The sequence below is a fragment of the Xenorhabdus yunnanensis genome (assembly GCF_028598805.1).
Taxonomy (GTDB): Bacteria; Pseudomonadota; Gammaproteobacteria; order Enterobacterales; family Enterobacteriaceae; genus Xenorhabdus; species Xenorhabdus yunnanensis.
Window position 1 is genome coordinate 1 of sequence record NZ_JAQRFI010000036.1, and the last position, 18755, is coordinate 18755.

The 18755-nt window shown below is 42.0% G+C and carries 17 protein-coding genes; 3 read left to right on the forward strand and 14 right to left on the reverse strand.

The window, feature by feature from the left end; translation table 11 throughout:
* The 7 genes from PSI23_RS14450 to PSI23_RS14480 form a co-directional block, all read right to left on the reverse strand.
* On the reverse strand, nucleotides 1–699 hold a 699-nt coding region (locus tag PSI23_RS14450; RefSeq protein ID WP_273555746.1), incomplete at its 3' end, for a phage major capsid protein.
* Nucleotides 700–835: 136 nt separating this feature from the next.
* Nucleotides 836–1219 (reverse strand): hypothetical protein, encoded by a 384-nt coding sequence (locus PSI23_RS14455; RefSeq protein ID WP_273555747.1) that lies wholly within the window; start codon nucleotides 1217–1219, stop codon nucleotides 836–838.
* A 2-nt stretch (nucleotides 1220–1221) separates the two neighbouring features.
* Entirely contained in the window at nucleotides 1222–2424 is a 1203-nt protein-coding gene (locus tag PSI23_RS14460) for a hypothetical protein (RefSeq protein WP_273555748.1), read from the reverse strand.
* Nucleotides 2425–2428: 4 nt separating this feature from the next.
* On the reverse strand, nucleotides 2429–3172 hold the full coding sequence (locus PSI23_RS22775) for an Hcp family type VI secretion system effector (protein ID WP_306309599.1): 744 nt from the start codon (nucleotides 3170–3172) through the stop codon (nucleotides 2429–2431).
* 485 nt (nucleotides 3173–3657) lie between these two features.
* On the reverse strand, nucleotides 3658–6078 hold the full coding sequence (locus PSI23_RS14470; protein ID WP_273555749.1) for a primase-like DNA-binding domain-containing protein: 2421 nt from the start codon (nucleotides 6076–6078) through the stop codon (nucleotides 3658–3660).
* A complete protein-coding gene (locus PSI23_RS14475; protein ID WP_273555750.1) occupies nucleotides 6075–6482 on the reverse strand; it encodes a hypothetical protein in 408 nt (135 codons plus the stop codon). The genes PSI23_RS14470 and PSI23_RS14475 overlap by 4 nt, the downstream gene beginning before the upstream one ends.
* Entirely contained in the window at nucleotides 6472–6600 is a 129-nt protein-coding gene (locus PSI23_RS14480; protein ID WP_273555751.1) for a hypothetical protein, read from the reverse strand. The genes PSI23_RS14475 and PSI23_RS14480 overlap by 11 nt, the downstream gene beginning before the upstream one ends.
* 136 nt (nucleotides 6601–6736) lie before the next feature.
* Between PSI23_RS14480 and PSI23_RS14485 the strand changes: the two genes are divergently transcribed.
* Complete coding sequence (locus PSI23_RS14485; protein WP_273555752.1) at nucleotides 6737–6919, forward strand: YlcI/YnfO family protein; 183 nt, start codon at nucleotides 6737–6739, stop codon at nucleotides 6917–6919.
* Nucleotides 6920–7110: 191 nt separating this feature from the next.
* Here PSI23_RS14485 and PSI23_RS14490 read toward each other — a convergent pair whose 3' ends face one another.
* Both PSI23_RS14490 and PSI23_RS14495 read right to left on the reverse strand, forming a co-directional pair.
* Nucleotides 7111–7395 (reverse strand): helix-turn-helix transcriptional regulator, encoded by a 285-nt coding sequence (locus tag PSI23_RS14490; RefSeq protein WP_273555753.1) that lies wholly within the window; start codon nucleotides 7393–7395, stop codon nucleotides 7111–7113.
* A gap of 127 nt (nucleotides 7396–7522) precedes the next feature.
* The gene (locus PSI23_RS14495; RefSeq protein WP_273555754.1) at nucleotides 7523–8746 is read right to left on the reverse strand and encodes a tyrosine-type recombinase/integrase; all 1224 of its coding nucleotides are present in this window, start codon (nucleotides 8744–8746) and stop codon (nucleotides 7523–7525) included.
* A gap of 404 nt (nucleotides 8747–9150) precedes the next feature.
* Here PSI23_RS14495 and PSI23_RS14500 point away from each other — a divergent pair, with 404 nt between their 5' ends.
* Nucleotides 9151–9516 (forward strand): DUF1090 family protein, encoded by a 366-nt coding sequence (locus tag PSI23_RS14500; RefSeq protein ID WP_273555755.1) that lies wholly within the window; start codon nucleotides 9151–9153, stop codon nucleotides 9514–9516.
* A gap of 56 nt (nucleotides 9517–9572) precedes the next feature.
* Here PSI23_RS14500 and PSI23_RS14505 read toward each other — a convergent pair whose 3' ends face one another.
* Nucleotides 9573–10109 carry a hypothetical protein gene (locus PSI23_RS14505; RefSeq protein WP_273555756.1) on the reverse strand — a complete coding sequence of 179 codons (537 nt, stop codon included), beginning with the start codon at nucleotides 10107–10109 and terminating at the stop codon, nucleotides 9573–9575.
* 474 nt (nucleotides 10110–10583) lie between these two features.
* Between PSI23_RS14505 and PSI23_RS14510 the strand changes: the two genes are divergently transcribed.
* Nucleotides 10584–10748: a hypothetical protein gene (locus PSI23_RS14510; RefSeq protein ID WP_273555757.1), complete on the forward strand. Its 165-nt coding sequence runs from the start codon at nucleotides 10584–10586 to the stop codon at nucleotides 10746–10748.
* A gap of 58 nt (nucleotides 10749–10806) precedes the next feature.
* On the opposite strand, the gene PSI23_RS14515 is transcribed toward PSI23_RS14510, so the two are convergent.
* The 4 genes from PSI23_RS14515 to PSI23_RS14530 form a co-directional block, all read right to left on the reverse strand.
* Nucleotides 10807–11013, reverse strand: a complete 207-nt coding sequence (locus PSI23_RS14515) for a 2-hydroxymuconate tautomerase family protein (protein WP_273555758.1) — start codon at nucleotides 11011–11013, stop codon at nucleotides 10807–10809.
* A 91-nt stretch (nucleotides 11014–11104) separates the two neighbouring features.
* Nucleotides 11105–12082, reverse strand: coding sequence for an inner membrane protein YhjD (gene yhjD / locus PSI23_RS14520; RefSeq protein WP_273555759.1), 978 nt, complete (start codon nucleotides 12080–12082; stop codon nucleotides 11105–11107).
* Nucleotides 12083–12335: 253 nt separating this feature from the next.
* A complete protein-coding gene (locus tag PSI23_RS14525; RefSeq protein ID WP_273555760.1) occupies nucleotides 12336–16748 on the reverse strand; it encodes a hemagglutinin repeat-containing protein in 4413 nt (1470 codons plus the stop codon).
* A gap of 159 nt (nucleotides 16749–16907) precedes the next feature.
* The gene (locus PSI23_RS14530; RefSeq protein WP_273555761.1) at nucleotides 16908–18596 is read right to left on the reverse strand and encodes a ShlB/FhaC/HecB family hemolysin secretion/activation protein; all 1689 of its coding nucleotides are present in this window, start codon (nucleotides 18594–18596) and stop codon (nucleotides 16908–16910) included.
* Nucleotides 18597–18755: the final 159 nt, after the last annotated feature.

Here is an 18755-nt window from a genome sequence, read left to right on the forward strand (position 1 = left end):
GTCACGGGGATAAGACAGAAAGCCTTTCGCTTTTTTACTGCCGTCACCGCTCACAAGATCCGTTTCTTCGGTATCGACGAAGGTATCGGCAATCTCTGAGGTCAGCCAGCCCAGAACATCTACATCGCTAAAATCGATAATCTCTTGGGTGGTCTTGGGAGAAGCGTAAATGGGGAACAGCTTGATGCTCACTTCTTCCATCTTCGGTGTGGTTGTCTCGCCACGTGCCTTGCCTTCCTCGCCGTGTGCCACCGCCGCACCACCGACCGAAACTAATTGCTTATATTCGTTGCTGCGTGTGGTTTTAATCGTACAGATTTTGCGCATGACAGATTCATCAGCCAATTGCTGCATGATCTGCTTATTCAGTTCAGGGATAACGGTATAGCCGCCCTCTGACGGAACGCCCGTAGACAAAGTGCGGGTTTCTCCGGTCAGAATATAGTGACGCAATTCGTCATTACTGAGGTTCTTGCTGGTCGGCTGGGTTTTACCTGCCTGACTGCGTTCTTCATCAGACAATGCTTCATAACGGGCAATTTCCGCATTCAGGGAATCGGACTGGCTGCGCAGTTCGTCAAACTGTTTGGCTTCATCATTGGTTAGTGAGCATTTTTCATCTCCAGCTTTGGTGAGAAGGGAACGCATTTGCTGGGTTAAATCGGCTTTTTGCTGGCGTAATTCGAGTAGTTTTTTCATGGTGTTTTTCAGAATAGTTATTTTTTCAGTAAATAACTTTTAACATCATGAAAATAATAAGGAAGAATTATAATTCTGTTGAGCAAGCATACAAATATAGAAATGGCGATGTAAATCGCCATTCTAATAATAAAAATCATTCTTTCACTTTTATTGTGTAGGTTTTATTAAATTTACCTACTTTTGTAAACATATTGCCATAAACACCACCAGATATTTTTATAGTTATTTCTCCAGCATGTATAGGCATTCCTTGAATTTGAATACGGCTATAGTCTTTTTCTGTTGCTGGCAGAACAGGGGTTGTATAATCGCTAGGATTCCATGTTAGACCTGAGTTTGAAGGTGTTATTTTGGCTGAAAAACCCATATCTATAACACCCGGTATTTTTATTATTTCATTATATGGAACTCCTACCTGAGCATCTTTTAAATAGTTTCCATTAGGATAAATGGAAACAGTTTGTCTTGTACAAGCAGAAACAAGTAAGATGGATATAATGAAAAAAATATTTCTCATTTTTATTTTATTGGTTTAAAAACCAACCCTCCAAATGTATGTTTTAAAAAATAATTTAAATTATTATTAGGTTTAACCCGCTCACTAATCCCTCCCCAAGTAAACATATTTAAATTAACTATTTCATTTTCACTATCTAGGTTTATTGACTTTCCTTTTGAGCTAACTTCACCTTCCCATACAATCCAATGATTTTTACCTGAAGTTTCACCAGCTGATCCGTTTAGCATTCCAACCGATATTAAACTTACAACAATATACCCTTTTCTTATATAATCGTTTAAAGTTATTATATCATTGATATTACTATGGGAAAAAATACTTATATTATCAAAAATTTTCTCATAACCTGCTTTCTCAAACCATTCGGTTAATTTCCCCCACATTGTAACTCCCGCTGTTTCAGCTTCAACTTGATTATAGCCAAAAATAGCATTTTCTGAGTCTCTTAAGCTCGCTAATGTTATCCAATCTAAACCTGAAATTGTTGGTGCTCCATTATTATAGAAAGAACCGTTAGGGTGGCGGCAACCATCACCCGGTTTAATTTCTAATCTACCTATTTTAGTCTTGCCATATTTCCATAGCTCACGGGCAGATTGCTCATAAATATCTGGCCTATCCTTCTGTAAGCAATAAAAAAATGCCGCTGGGCCACATAAACTAGCCCATCCTTGTCTTGGATAAGTTTTTTTTGCAATTCTATCCTGAATTTCCGATTCAATTTTACTTTTTTCAAATGGATCTTTTTCGTGACCAACTGGATATTCTTTTGCAATAAATACTCTTTCAGGTATAGTAATTTTTAATTCAATCGTATTATCGCCATCGCTGACGGGTTTTGTTTCAGCCGTACTTTCAAAATAGCAGACATTTTCTCGTTTGTTATCCGAACATGCTTTACCTGCTACAAATTCACCCAGCGTATACATTTTTTTAAACGGGGCTTGCAATGCCTGAATAGTATTCGAACCGTGTTTACGGTAAAGCATAAATTGCATAATATAAATTACAGAAAGATCATCATCTGTTTCCTGAGTAATATGTTTTTGAGTTTCATAATTACTCTGCAATTGCGCTTTTTCAACATCCAGTAATATATGATGATTTCCTTCTGCATCCTGACGAGAAATAATTAAATCGTAAAACAATTTTTCAGCAGGTACATTCGATTTAATTTGAGTGTAAACGCTATAAGTTGGCATGGTATTAATCCTTTACAATATGAAAGCTCAGGTTATTTTTGTCATCCGTAAGATGCCATTGGGTATAACCTTGTTTATCAGTCTTTCCTTCTTTTATCTGACCATCCGGCAGGCAAACCCGATACTTGCATTCGGTTAAAAGATTGCCGTCATCATCTACACAACGATAGCGGGCATGATGTTTAGCGGGTTTTACCGGAGCCTCTTCAACCAGCGGCTTCTTAAGTGGCTTCACATTCGAAAACCCGGATAAAAGCGGCCTGCCTTCTTCACGTCCGGCTAATTGCGTAATGCTGTAACCCGAAGTCCCCGCGGCAATATGGTTACATGATATCGATTTGTAATCGAGCATCACCACTTCATGGGGGATTGCACCGTTATCATTAATGGAATGGGGATAATTATAGGCCAGATCGACAATCGTTGCGCCTGTCAGTTTAATTTCGTAAAAGAGTTCCAGTTGTCCCATCGGACTTGTCCGGTAGTGCATAAAGCGCGCTTCCAGCAATTCGTTTCCGTCGATTGCCATTGCTAACAGTGGTGAGGATTTATCAATGGGTTTGGTAAAGCTGACCGGGTGATGATGCGCGTTCTGGTCGCGACTCACTGAATGGCTGACACTCAGTACCTGTATTTCATCTTCCCGGCCTGTCTGATAGCGATTTCCTATCGATTCAGGTGTTGAACAGCCAGCCGAAATTAATCCCTGTTTCTTGCCCTTTAACGACAAGTAGATGATGTGTGACATCTTGTCTCCTGTGATCTGGTTTCCGATAAATATCGAATGAAACAGGATACAACAGGAATATTTATCTATTCCAGTCAGAGTATAAGCGCAGCAATGAATTTGTGATTAATCTCTGTTTTTAAAGTAAATCAGAAGATTACATCGCTTAAATTTCTGGCAGCACCAAATCAGCCTGATACCTTATTTTACGTCTTTTGATTTATCTGGCTTTTATTTACCTGCCAGAGATCCCCCCCTATAAATCTTTTTTCCCCTCTCAGTTATACACCCTCTGCACAGTCCCCTGAAAGCCTTGCTACATCTGGGTTTGTCGTAATTAATATGATATTCATTGACTGTATCCTCTATTCACCCCTTTTTTATCCTAATGAAGAGAATGTATAGTTGATGTATAGCTAAAAAATAACTATACATCTATTATTTTCTTTTAAATACAGGTAGATATTTAAAATGGTGTATGGAATGCAGACTAAAACCTAAAAGGTTTATAGCGGGGATTTAAAATCCCGGCACTCAGGCACAGACGGCAACCACTCTTCGGCTTCTTCCGACAACTCAACGTTATAAGAGTAACCTTTCTTGGTTCGTACTTTCCGATACTCCTTTTTGTATTCCAGCATAATTTTGGGGAGTGATTCGCCAAACTTAGTCAGTGTGAGCGGTCGTTCAAAGCCGTGTGCTTCCATAAAAGAGAGATAAGCGTGATACAAATACAACCTCGGTGCGCGTGGGCTGATGTTCTTATTTCCCATCTTCATCCCAGTGGCCTCATTGACGATTACCAGATAACCACAAAAGCGATACAACGGATCGGAATTGCTTTTCACCGTTAATGCTTCGTTAGAATCGCGTTGCGCTTGTAGCAGTTTTTTCGCCTTATTCTGGTCGGCAAATTCGTTTAATAAATGGCGAATTATAACGGGCAGTTCCCGACTGATTTTCTCCGGCAAGTGTGGATCTTTCTCTGACTCTTTGACCGGAATGTTAAACGGGAATATCACCCGCCGCCGTGCAATACCGCCATTACGTTCTGTAAAGCTCATCGGTTCGTTATTAGTCGCTAACACCACAGCTTTAATAACGGTAGAGAATTGTTTCTCATACTTCCCGTCAACTTCAATTAGGTCGCCGCCTGTAACAGCCTTAATGCCTGCCCCTTCACCGACATATTTAACCTGATCGGGCAGCGTAATCAGGCTTTTCCCGACAAACTGATAACGGCCTCTTGCCTCATCCAGTGCTCTCATATTGCCACTGGCGGTATTGTGTTCGCCCGCCAATAAGGTCGCAATATACGTAAAGATGCTCTTGCCGCTGCCACCTTCACCCGTCACTTCAATAAATAGCTGCCAGTCATAGCGGTTTGCCAGGATCATAAACAGGGCGGCTTTAATGCGATTCATCTTATTTTCATTGCTTCCCGCCGCATGGGATAACCAGCGATAAAAATCTGGGGCATGGTCTGGTAAATTTTCACCGACAGCAGGCGGGGTGAATGCAATACCGTTATGGTTCATTAACCAGTGTTCCGGCTGGTGCGGGGTAAACTGTTGAACCGATAAATCATACACACCATTACGGAACCCAATTAAATCCTGCCGCTGCTCCCCGATAACCGGCACTTGTAATTTCATGGCATAGATAGCGTTATTAATCCCGTTCGGGCTGTAAGGGGTTTCGTGCTGGTCAAAAATTGCCACCATTGTGCGGCGCAGCTCATTATCCGACACGGTTTCCCATGTTGTACCGTTATAGTAGTAAACCATTTCGCTATCAGGGTTAACCGCCACTTTGCCGTACCGCTCAACCAATAGTGCCCCGCGCTGACTGGCTGCCATTTGTGCCAGATTATTATTGGTCTTCTTTGGCTTCGTTTCGTGAATAACCACCGCTTCTGCTTCCATGAGTTTTTTCTCCCCAACCTGATATAACCCGTTACTGAATGCCTGCTTTGCTGCCTTAATGCCGTGATGCTGGCGATAATCATCCCAATCAGATTTTAATTCCGTAGGCGGTAGTGTTACCCAGCCGTTAATCGCTATAGCGGTCTTTTCTGCCGCTATCTTGCCGACATTCTTTTTTAGCCTACCGTTTTTGTCCTGTTCTCCTTGCTCATGCCAGTCATTATCAGCAGCAATGATGATTCTGGCGTTTGGCCACCGCTCTCTCACCAGTCCGGCTACCACCGATAAATTACTTTCATCAATGGCCGCCAGTACCACGCCCTTATGCAATTGGCGAACAGTTAAGGCTGTGGCGTAACCCTCGGTAATGATGATTGTGTCCGGTGTTCTGGTAATTTTGGAGACGGGGATAAAACTGCCTTTTTTCTGAGTACTTGCAACAAGGCGCTTTTCACCGTTCGGCTTAATGGTTTGTGCGCCCGTAATTGTGCCGTCCAGCGCCTGAACCACCAGCAATAACGAACCATCTTTCAATAACCGTTGATTGGGGCATTGCAGCCCCTTTTTCACCAGATATTGAGATTCACCTGTAACAGTAGTGGCAACCAGTGCCGCAATGCGTTCAGCAATCGGCTTTGCTGCTCGTGGCTGTTCTTTGACGTGTTTAGGTTCGGGCAAAGGTATTGCCAGCACATCCGCCACCAGTTTAGCCGCTGCAAAGACGGTGATCCCTTTGGTTCTTGCCACCAAATCCAGCCCGTCACCGTGATTTGGCTCATCACACTGGCGGCAATGCCAGTCGCCGTTATGGTTATCATCTATAAAATGAAAGCGATCAGTGCCGCCGCATATCGGGCAAGCGCCATGCTTTCCCCTAGCCGGAACGTGGATGCCACAAGCTGGCAACAGATTTTGCCAATTATTGACAGCGGATTGCTTCACAGCTCGGATTATGTCAATCGGGAGGCTTTTGGGGTTATGATTTCCCTGACCCATGATCATTCTTCCTCACCATTAACCACCGCATAAAGCGAATAGTAAGCTTCCTGATTGATATCACAGGCCAGCGAAAGCAAATCATGTAACTCTTCTGAACAATGTTGGCTGGCCTGCTCAAGAATCACTTCGTATAAAGAAGTGCATAAACCCGCACGAAACGCGGCCTGATCTAATGAGCCGGATTGTCTATGTATCACGGAATTTAATAATTTATTCGCAAGAGGCTGCGGGGCATGTTTCAACAGAGCGCGGTGAACTTCCTGATTGATATCGCACGCCAGTGCAATCAGGTTATTTAAGTTGGTTTCGCACTCGTCGTTCGCTTTTTTGATAATGAACGTGAAGAGTGAAGTGCTCAAACCTACGCGATACAGTGCCTGCTTTAGTGAGATAGGTTTATTGCTCATGGTGTGCCTCCTGACGTGATACGAAGATCAGCGAGAACATACCAGCCAGCCGCTGAGTGCCGGATGCAATTAGGAATGTAAATTTTAGGCGAGTTTGGTTAGACTGTGTGTCAGCCATGATCGTTACCTCGATTAACGGTTTGGTTAGATGCCTCGTCAGTGTTCCACCACTACGGGGCATTGCTTTTTTATGGCGCTCATCTTTATAATGGTTCGCACCACTGTTTAATAAACTAACATAATGGTTCGAACCGATGCAAGATGAAAAAAGCAAAAAATCATATGAACGAAATAACAGCACACGTCGAACAATTCGCTTTGAAGACGATCTGCTTGAGCAAATTGAAGAGATAGCTGATAAAGGTAATTTCAGTTCATGGGTTAAAGATGCTTGCCGCGAAAAACTCCTGACTTTAGGAATAAAGCCTAAAATCTGAACCAACCAGTAATAACTGTGATTGTTAACTAACCCTCTTAAAGAGGGTTGTTTATCAAATTGATAATTGCTTAATCTCAAAGAATCTCTATAGCTATTTACCATCACACCACCTATTCCCCAAAATCAAACTATTTTTAGAGTGAGTTTGACCGCTGCCAATCAAGGCAGTAATTTTTTTCCATGATGTTATTAGTTAGCAGGTTTACGGCTATATGGGTTATTTACATTGTCTACAGTGGGCGGGTTACGTACCCAGTGCAATAGATCACTGAGCAGCCACGCACAAGAATTGCGGCCTAGTGGCTTACGGGCAGGAAAGCGGCCTTCATTTTCCAATTTCCATGCTGACGTTCTGGAAATAGAGGTAATGTGCTGGCGTTCCTTTTCACGTATAAGACGATCATAAGGTTCGCCATACTCAGAAAGGATTGAGCGGCGTTCTTCAGGTGTAGGAGTACTGTATTGAATGGTCATGTTACCCTCACTGTTTAATTGTTTTTATGAGGGTATTTTACTTAAATGAAATCATTACAAAAGAAAGCAACATTGTTGCGTGTCTATCACAATTATCCTGCTTATTCATCAAATCAATTAAACCCTATTATTGAACTGCCTTTAATATAACCACATTCTCATAATTACCCGCCAATACATCCAGTCTCTCGCACCATTTGTTTAAAGCATCTAGCTTCTCTGGTAGGTATTGGCTCCGGTTATAAACCGCTAGCACACCACCTAAAGTATGCCCTAACAGCAATTCAACAATGTGTGGGGCGATTCCCGCATCACTTAGCATGGTTGCAAATGTACGCCTAAAGTCATGAAGAACCCATTTTTCATTATGTTTTAATCTTTCCCATACTCTGTTCCCAGTTGAACTAACAGCCGTATTTTCTTTATATTCTCCTAATAAATATTCAGAATGTTTATTTTGGGATTTTAATCTATGTATTTTCGTTACCATAGCATCGGGGATAGGCCTTACTATTTTCTCTCTCGTTTTACTGTTAATTTCAGGAACAATCCATAACCTTTGCTCCAAATCCCACTCATTCATTTTAGAACGACGAACTTCGACAGTTCTGGCACCAAACACAATTAATAAATAAAAAAGATCTGAATAATAAGGAATAAAAAAATCACTATGTACCGCTCTAACTACATCAGATAATTCTTTTTCAGTTAAAACTTTTTTTCGCTTATTTAATTTTACGCCTATATCCTGCTTCGTAATACCTTCCAAAACATGGGAAACAGCAAAGTCCCTGACTCGGCAAAACTTAAGAGCCTGCTGTGACATTTGCAAAAGCATTCCTGCCACACTGGGGGCTACCTTTTTCACTTGGTCAAAGCGTCGAAGCCAATAAGGTGTATCACAATCAGAAAGTGCCATATCACCAATATAAGGGAACAAATGTTTATTAAAGCGTTCTCTATATCTATCGGAATTCACTAAATTATTATCAGCATATTCAGTTAACCAATATTCAATAGCGTCCTGAACAGTGACTGGTTTTAATGTCTCTTCCCTATCCAGCTTTATCATTCGTTGGGGATCTTTGCCACCTGCTAGCCATGCTCGGCATTGAGTGCGCATCTCTCGGGCTTTTGCTAAAGACAAATCAGGGTATCTTCCAAGAGTCAGTAATTTTGCTTCGGTATTCCTTCCACCCAATCGATACTTATAAATCCAGCTAATGGAACCTGCCTTTGTGATGCGAATCATCAACCCAGCACCATCAGATATTTTTCTCACTTTGTCAGAGTGAGTTCCCAGCAATGCTTTGAGTTTTTTATCTGATAATCGATTTATTCCAGTAGTCATTTGAATCTCTAATTCAAGATATTTTGTTACCCCACCGATTACCCCACAGTGTGATGTAAAAGTGGAAAAACGTCAATAAGCACTGGAACAATATACAGTACAAATATCAGCATAATGATTTGATATATAAGTAAATTTAGTAAAAATACGGTAACACCAGAACACCAAATCTCATTGGTGGCGATAACTTAGCATTCGATTTAACCCCGAGAGCAGAATATTGATAACTTGCCTGATGCCCTACCAGACAACTAAAGAGGCATTATAGCCTCATTCTCAGCAAAAAAGATAAAAGCCTCCTTCTGCACCCTCTTCGTTGTGAATCCAGAGGAATTTTCAGGATTAAATCAAGATCAGAGTATAAAATTTTGGATAAGTAACCTCAATGATCTTAGGAATAATCCATGATGTCGAAAACCGTGATCTTATCTGTATTGATCGTTTTCAGTATGAGTGCAGCCTATGCAAACCAAGGTAAAGCGGGATGTGAGATTAAGAAAACAACGTTGGAAAAACAGCTCGAGTATGCTCAGGCGGATAAAAATGAGCGTCTGATAAAAGGATTAACTCGCACTTTGGAAAATATCAAGATCACCTGTGCTCTGGAAAAGCGCCTAAAAGAGCAAAACAATAACCCAGAAACCGTAAAAAATAATTTGACCGATGGTTCTCCGCCATTAAAGCAGAAAAACAACAAAAACCAATTTCGCAAATCCACCAAAAGCAGCACAATAAAGACAAAAAAAGAAGTGCAGGCCAATAAAAAATAGCAAACCTGCACTCAATCTTGTAATTTTTCTTATTTTCTTAAAGAAGCCGGAGAAATTTACAAATTTCCCCCTCTAATTTGCTGCACATTAGAAGGGGAAATTTTGTAGTAAACTTTATCGCTTATAAATGGATTATGTTTAATTTCTATTGAAATAATAGAATTATTTTTTGAGATAGCATAGTGGCTAAAATAATTTTCTTTTCTTTCATATGGATAATGAAAGCTAGGCTTAATAAATTTTTTCTCGTAAGATTTATCCGAAGAATTATACTCATCTGAATAAACCACCTTATTATCTCTGACAAAGATAATTTTATAAAAAAGACTGGCTTTCTTATTAAATGTCGCACCGATAATGTCCTCTATCTCTTTAGGTTCCATTTCTTTATCGATGATATACATTTTATCCCAGTCAAAAGGAGTGATTTCGTTCATATCAATAAAACAGGCTGTATTTTTCTGACAATGCTTATCAGCGTAACCAACAATCCTCACTCGACTGTTATCAAAAGATAAAAATAAAATGACAACCCCCAATATTAAAGTAAATACGATAATATTATTTTTGTTGATAACATGGAAAAACATCATTCCCCCCTTCATAATCAAACCTGATATGAGAAAACGGCTATGGAATTTTAACCTTGAAAATCAACCAACTAACGTAAATCCTGCAACTTAAGCTTTATCACTATTCCCTTATGTCATGAAGGTATATCTTGAGTTTTGAAGACAACTTAACATCACTTATTAGTTATAAGCGATTGTTATACAATTGCTATTTGATATCGCAAGTGAGGTTTACAAGATAAAAAATTGACACTTATTTCTGTTTTTCATCCCTAAGACACGATAAACAGAGACTCTGGACAGTGAAAAAGTACAGTAATTGTACTAGCAATTTTTTTGATTTCAAATAGAAAAATATGGTCAACAAATAATAAATGAATTAAATAGTTGCTAACGTGATTTAATGATCCATATGTTAAGGCACTGGAAATGCTATAACAAAAATAAAGAATTTTTCAATGCTGTGTTTGATGAATTTGTGGAAGAGTTAGGTACATGAAAAGAATACAATTTTCTGGATTATTGGCAAAGATGGCAATGTATCTATTGCAAAGCCTTATTATAAGTCTTAGCTCAACTTCATTTATCCTTGCAGGTATGGGCGTCATGATTCGCAGTTTAGAGATAGTCATATTCCATAACAAAAAATCAGCTAGTTAAATGAACTAGCTGATTTTAATATGATTATTCTTATCTAATACTAACTGGATTTTTCAGCTTACTTCTTCGCCGCAGCCCTTAATTCAGTGACGTTCTTACCGCCAACTCCCCAATTGTCCGTTTCAACTTCATCAATGATCACAAAGGTCGTTGCGGGATTTTTTCCGAGCACATCCACCAGCAGCTGGGTTGCACCTTCGATCAGTTGTTTTTTCTGCTCAGCGGTGGCACCTTCTCGGGTAATTTTGATGTTCACAAATGGCATAAAAATGACTCCTTTTTTGGTTTTTATATAACTAGTTATATGACAAGTAGGTACAGCAAAAAAACAGCCTTACTTATTAATATATGGATATTTACTCGGTTTTCTTCTCTTCTGCGGTAGCGATCCACGCGGCGCAAAACAGCGTCAGGCGGGCGAAGAAATAGAAGAAAGCCATTAAGCCAATCACCGAGCCAAAAGCAGCGCCAGAGGGTGAACTGGCAAGGCGTGGCAGCATCATGGTCATAATGTATTTGATGACTTCAAATCCAATGGCAGCCATTAAAGTTCCTTTGAACAGCGCTTTTCTTTCAGGGCGATGACGCGGCAAGATCCACAATATCCATAGAAATAACAAATAATTGGCAGAAATGGAAATGGTCATGCCAATCGATGTCCATGCTGGGCGCAACCATTCTATGCCTTCCAATCCAAGGGCATGGACGATGGAAGCTTGGGCTGAACCAGCAATGGAAGTCAGTGAAAGGGTCATTACCAACGCAAAAAGCAGACCGAATAGAGAGAAAAAATCGCGAATATACTGAAAATAGATTTTCTCTTTATCTTCATGATTGAGTTCCCAGATATCCCGGGATTGGGCAAGTATCGCTTCGCGTAAATTACCGACCCAATTCAAACCTGAATAAAGAGCAATCGCCAAACCTGTCAATCCTACAGTCGTTCTTTGGTTGACCGCAGTGTCTACGCTGTTTTTCAATGTGTTGGCGAGAGCGGGATCACTGATGCTATTGGCGATACCATTGATCAAGCGAGCCAGCAAATCAGGATTGGAAGCCAGCACAAAACCCGCGATGGCAAAAGAGAGCATCAGGATTGGGATTAAGGATAGAAATGAGAAATAGGTGATTGCAGCCCCAAATTGGCTGCCCATTCGGTCGTTGAAACGTTGTGCCGCCCTAATTAAGTGAGCGATAAAAGGAATGCGGCGGATGACATTGCCCATACGAATTGTTATGGAAAGCGCTTTTTTACTGCCATGTAGCCCTTTCTCTAACGATGTGAAACTCTTCCCCATATTGGGTTGTTCCCTTTTTTCATGGTCACTTGGCATTACATCCCCCTTAAATCTGGTCGTGCCTGATGTTACTCGTTATATCACTTTTAAAGATAGCACTTAAGATATATGCCCTGAACGCTGTTCGATAATGTTGTTCGCTATATATAAGCGAAATATAAGCGAAAAAATACGTAAGTGAAAAAAGAGTAACAGGCAAAATGGAAAAGGCAACTGATGAGAGGATTTGAAAAAGTACGGTAGCCAATATAAGGCTACCGTACAGAAGATCAATCGTTGATCATGATGATCAATCTAATTGACGACCCTTGATTTCACTGTGGACAGTTGGGATCTCAGTATTGTGGCTCTCATTTTTCACAAAAGGTACTTTACCGGAGAAAATATCTTTTTGTGCAGAGACTGCCAGACTTGCCATGGAATCTGGCACGTTAACCCCTAAGTTTTTGCCCTTGTCGTATCCCGCAACAGATTGTTGATTAATTTGCGGGGTATTCAGTGAGACAGCTCCTTGGGTGCTGTCAATTTTACTGCCCACCAAATACGTTGTTCCAGAAGCATCCAGATTAACCCCTTGAGCACCAGTCAATGTTGTTTGCTTGCTGACAGCTTCTTGGTCGATAGTATCGTAATTGCCTTTGAATTTGCCATTGAAGCCCTTGAACGCGGCTTTCAGTTGATCTTTCAAACTTGGTGCTTCACCGTCAGTTTTGGCATTACCGGTAGCCACTGCGTTTTCTGACAAGCCTTCCGTTGCGGTAGGAACACTTTCTTTAGAAGGAGCATCTCCTTTGACGGTTTTGCTGTAACCCAAGCCAGCATCCAGACCTACATTCAGGCTATGGGTGCTGTCTTTGCGGCTTTCGACATTGAAATTACCACCGACTTTGCCCGTTACCTGATCAGCAACCACATTCGCGCCTTTGAGTGAGGTGTCTCCCGCACTGGTCAGCGTAACATTGCCGCCGGAAACATGGGTATTACGGTGAGTGGTTTGATCCAGATGGTTGACACCAAATTTCAATTCACCGCCAATGTTATATTTGCTATCGATGATTTTGTTAGCCGAATCGTCTGCCGCGCCATCACCTCCTTCATTTTTGCGGGCTGTGGAAGACATGCCACCTTTCGCTTTCGCACCGACATTCCAACCATTGGCGTTGGCAGTATCCTGAGCCGAAGTCAGTTCTATTTTTCCACGCTGTGCGGTTAAATCTACCTGCTTGCCAGAAACGTTGGCACCTTGTAACGCCAGATTATTACCCGCATTCAGGTTTACACCTTGCCCACCAGTAAGATTGCTGGTTTGAGCTGTAGTATTGTTTTGATTGTCGGTGTTATAACCGCCACCAAGGCTACCACTGAAATTCTTACCATCAGGGTTGGTTCCTACGGTCAGGGAAATCTCTCCATTGTAGCCATTGCTTTGTTTCTCATTGCGATTGGTGGCTTGATTGAACTGAATATTTCCACCTGCATTAACATTGGCTGAACCTTTGCCCGCATCCATTGAGGTGCCTTGGTAGCGTGCGTCTCTGGTCACCTGGACATTGATGCCGTTTTGGGCTTTGATGCTACTGGTGGCTGCGCTGGTAGTATTGTTGGATGTTTCCTGATAGCTGCCATTGCCTTTGCCACTGACGGAAATATCTGCGCCTGTTGTGGTGTAGACACGCAAGCTTGCATTGCCAGTGGTATCAGAGGAATGAGTGTTTTGGCGGTTGAGTGCCGCTTCACTGGTATGGCTGCCAGCGGTCAGGGAAACACCGCCTTTCTTGGCTTCATATTGCGTACCTTGATCGTAGACATCACCGTTCGTTGTGACTTTGATATCGCCAGCCTTGACGGTAGTCACTACGGCATTGGACTGGTGGTTATTGGTGTAATGGCTTTTACCATCCATCGCCAGTTCAATACCCGCATTAGGCAGGCCAGTCTTTGTGATCGCAGTATCCAGTTTCTTATCTGCGGCGGCTTTGGCCGTTTTTTCCACAGGACGGGTAGTTGCACTGTAATCGGCGGTTCCGCTGATCTCACCACCAACCTGTAATTGATTGGTTGAGCTGGATTCTGTATTGGCTGTTGCTACATTCTTAATACTGCCAGCATTGGCCTGATAGGAGCCTTGCACCTGATGGTGCGTGCCCTGTTGCTTCAACTCACCCATTGCGTTCAGCTCAAGGTTGCCAGTGACCCGAGTTTTTGCCACTTCTGCGGTTGTTTGGCCTTGGGATTTCCCACCATTATTGTAATTTCCGTCAACGCCACTGCCGAGCTTGTCCATACCACCAGTGACAAACACGCTGCTACGCAGTTTCTCTTGTGAGGTTGACGTTGATGTGCTGTTTTCTCCGGCCAGTAAGGCAATATTATCCCCAGTGATTCTTGCGTCTCCCTGAGTTGTAACCAATTTTAAGCCAGTCACGGTGACATTTTGGCCGGCATTTATAGTGAGATTGCCACCACTCAATTCTGATGGACGTTGTGTTGTGCTTTCATCCTTCTGTTTATCGGTAACATGCTCAAAACCTACACCAGCACGATATTGTTTATCTTTCATATCCTTGGCGTAGTACAGCCAGTCAAGGTTGGTTTTTTCCCGTTGGTACTGATTTTTCTCACCATAATTCAGGATATTGATGTTACCCGAAGTATCCAGTTGCAATTCTTTGGCGCTTTTCACCAGGCTATCAACAACAGTGATATCTTTATTGCTGAATAATTTCAGGTCTGTATCAGAAATCAAATGACTGCCGGAAGATTTTTGCTGCTGGTTGTGTTCTTGGTTAGTATTTTTGGTGATATTGAAAATTGTTCCTTTTCTTTCATCCACCTCTTTATAAGTATGGCTGACCGCGTTATCGATAGTTAATTGTCCATCATTGGCTTCAACATAGGCACCTTTTTGGGCTTTGATTTTACTACCCGTAATGGTGACACCATTCATGCTGTTCAGCAGCACATACCCACCAGCCGTAACTTCGGAAATATGATGAGTTTCTGATTTATCGCGATTATCTTTCTTGCTACCACCAGCAATGCCGCCCCAATAAGTTTTATCCTTGACAAGGCTTTGATCATCAACAAGGGATTGAACAGTAATATTGGTTTGTTGTCCCGCCAAAACCATCAGGTTTTCGCCTGAATTAATGTGCGTTCCGGTAATGTCAACATTTCCACCTGCCCGGATGACCAAATCTCCGCCTGAGCTTAATTCATTGCCAGTGCTTCTTTGCGTGGTATTGACCTCGTTCCAGTGACCCGTCTGCAATGATGCAGAATGGCGCTTTTTATATCCCTTCTCTGAGGTCATTTCTGATTCAGCCAGTCCAGCCAGCTTCACATCTTTCTCAGCAGATACGAACAACTTATTTCCGGCTTTGATCTTACTGGCAAACACTTCTGCATTGCCTTCACTGGTAGTCAGCTGAACCTTTTCATGAGCGTTGATGGTATTGCCTTCGTACTGATATTTTTCATTCTCATTGGTGACATCATACCGCCAAACTACTTTCCCTTGATTATTGATGCTACGGTAAAGTTGATGAAGTTTTTGCCCATCCAGTTTCAGATTGGCACCAGTCAGTTCGACATTGTTCCCTTCAATATCGGTTGCCATTACTTGATTGTTTTGTTTGGCAACCAGCATGATGTTCTTGCCTGCCAATTGGGTACGGGCAACAGATTCACTGATTTGCTTTTTTTCGGTATAAATGTCACTGAAGATACTGTCGTGATTATCACTGCCTTTTTTGTTTGATAAAGATTGATGCAGGCGTCCTTGAGACAGCACATTATTGCCTGTCAAGTTGATATCCCCGCCTTTTAGAACCGCAGCTTCCAACTTCACATCGCCGTAAGATTCAATATCAATGCCATCATCAGCCGTCATTTTGCCCCGTAAATTGACGCCGCTTCCTTCCGCCGTATTCAGCAGACGGATACGCCCAGCCTGCATACTGCCAAAATAATAGCTGTCGAGTGCACCAGTATTCGCTTGCTGAGAATCCAAAATGTGGCCATCGGCGGAGATTTTGTTATTCCCCGTCGTGATATTGAGGTTTTTTGAGGTAATCACCTGACCATTGATATCAACTTTAGGCGCGATCAGATTCAACACATCATTATGAGATAATCCCTTGTTTCTGATATCCAAAGCCTTTTGGTTATCAAATGTGCTAAAACCTTGGAGGATACCATTTTCCACCAGCGGGTTACCGACAACCAATGACGCCTGATTAGTATTGATAAAACCACAGCCGTTACAGGTGATGCCGTTAGGGTTTGCCAGTATATAATCAGCAGCTATGCCAAACACTTCCTGTTCTCCGAGCAAAAATGAAGGGTTACGGCTAATAACCTCATTTAAGATCACGCTTGCAGCTTGCCCATTTAGGTTACTGTTGGCAGATAATTCGCCTGCCAGTTGTGATTGCCCATTCTCCAGGGAGTTATTGAACACCGCCCCCATTTGGTCAACGTTGAAATCCTGATATTGGTTATGTGATAGCCCTGAGTCCGAAGGTGCAACAATATTTATTACCGTTGCACCGGTGTCAGCCTGGATAACACCCGGGCTGTGTGCAGCATCGCCTCCGGGAGTAATTCCATTGGCGAAACTGGCTGAACAGGTTGCCAAAATAATTGCCATGGATACCGCGAGTTTTCCCGTAGGAGATAACTTAAATTTTTTACTTTTCATATAATTACCCTTATTTACTTCTTTATTGCCATATGCAGTGCCCTGGGGACCATTGTTCTAAAAACAAGAGTTCTAGAGACAAGTGTTTTAGAGACAATCGTTCTAGGATTAATCCCCACAACTGACTGCGGTTAAAAAAACATCAAATGGTTCAAAAAACTAAAAAGTATAAGAAAAGCGGGTTAACAGTTGCATAGGCTCATCCGTGATCCTATTTTGGTGAGAAAGAAATTTGCCCCGGCTGACTTCAACATCCGCAAACAAGCTCTGATAGCGCAGCGTCAGACCGGCGCTCAAGCCGGCATTGCTTTTCCAGTCATCCTGACTGAGATAACTTTTAACTTGACCGATATCCACACCAGCCCGCAGTGCAAGTGAGCCTTTGGGAATGGGGATTGAGTGGGAGAGTGTATTTCTCCAGTACCAGCCGTTATCAGCCGATGACACATTTTTGCTGAATCCTCGTACGGCATTACGGTCGGTCACATTGAGCCACTCAATACCCGGTAACCCACTTCGACTGTACTGAGCATAAAATTGGCTATTAAACCGGTAAGGCATATCAAAGAGGGTGAAACGCTGCTGTAAATTTGCCGAAAATTTCCCTTTGGTAAATTGTTTATTCAGGCTGGCTGTTGCTGCTTGGGCACTAAACCACGGCATTCCCCGCTCAATACTTATATTGAGGGAGATCAGCCCTGAAGGAATGAGTTGTAAATGGTTAATACCCAGTTCGAGAACACTCAATGTCTGGCTACTGACATCGATTCTGTTGTCTGCGGCATAGTTGTTGTAATTCTTATAAACAAACTGGGTGTTTAATGTGCTGATTTGCGATTGATTACGATGAAAGACCCAATCAGTACGAATTCCTGTTTGCTGTGAATTCCCGTGCAATTTGATTGACTTTATCTGTAAATGGGGATGGCTGGCGTATTGGGAATAGCTGTTGAATCCGCTGAACGTCATTGCCCCATAAGGGAGGGAATAGAGCAGGGTATAGGCACGATTGTATTGAGTATCGGGCTTATCAATGGTACTGCTGCCGCTAAGGCTGACAAAATCAGATAACCCCAATGGGCTATCAACGCTGGCATTGAGTCGGGTGATCCATTTTCCTGTACTTTTTTGCCCATAATTATCGGTGGTCGTGGTTATTCTCCACGGAGAAGAATGCCGATTATATAGCTTGACGATGGAACCACCATTGACTGTACCGGGTAGAATATCGAGAGTCGTTTTGTTTGATTGCAGGCGATTTGCCTGATCCAATCCTTGATCAAGCTGATTCAGGTTGAGTGGTTGCTTTGTCAAACGTGGGAATAGTGTTTGGCTATTGATCCAGCGGTCACTCCCTTCTATTGCCTCGACAAAACCTTCAACAACATTAATCCCCAGTTCACCATTCGCGTTGGGAGGAATAAATTGTACCCGCGCCGTAATGTAACCTTTCGCTATATAAAGGTTAGTGATTTCCGCCGACAGCTTGTTGATGTCATTGCTGGTGATACAGTTATCGGACAAGGCACTGAGTGTATTCAGGTCACCCAGAGAGAGTAGGGTAATACCTTGTAGATAAACTCCTTTGACAGCCAAACAAGATGGTGCTTCTTCCAGCACAGGTGAAACAGTTTGTGGCGAAACACTGTCTGCACGATTAATCAACCCTTGATGGCGGCGCTCTTCAATTAATTGGTCTATTTCCCGTGAACTATCCTGTAAGGTTCTTCTTATTTCATTTGTAGAGAAAGTTTCATCCATAGGTAAAGTAGGGTTAAGCGCGTCAGACGAAGCGCTTACCTGAAATGCAGTACATAATAAGATGAAGATTGTCGTCCTTTTAAGCATGGGAATACCCAAATGATAATAGTTGATGGGAAATGTATCGTGTTGGGTTATGGTTAAACTTCCTAGTTTATTAATTCAGCATTAAAGCATAGAAAATATTTTATGTTGCTCTGATTAACGATCACTTTTTGTTCGATAATATAATTTTCAATTATAAAT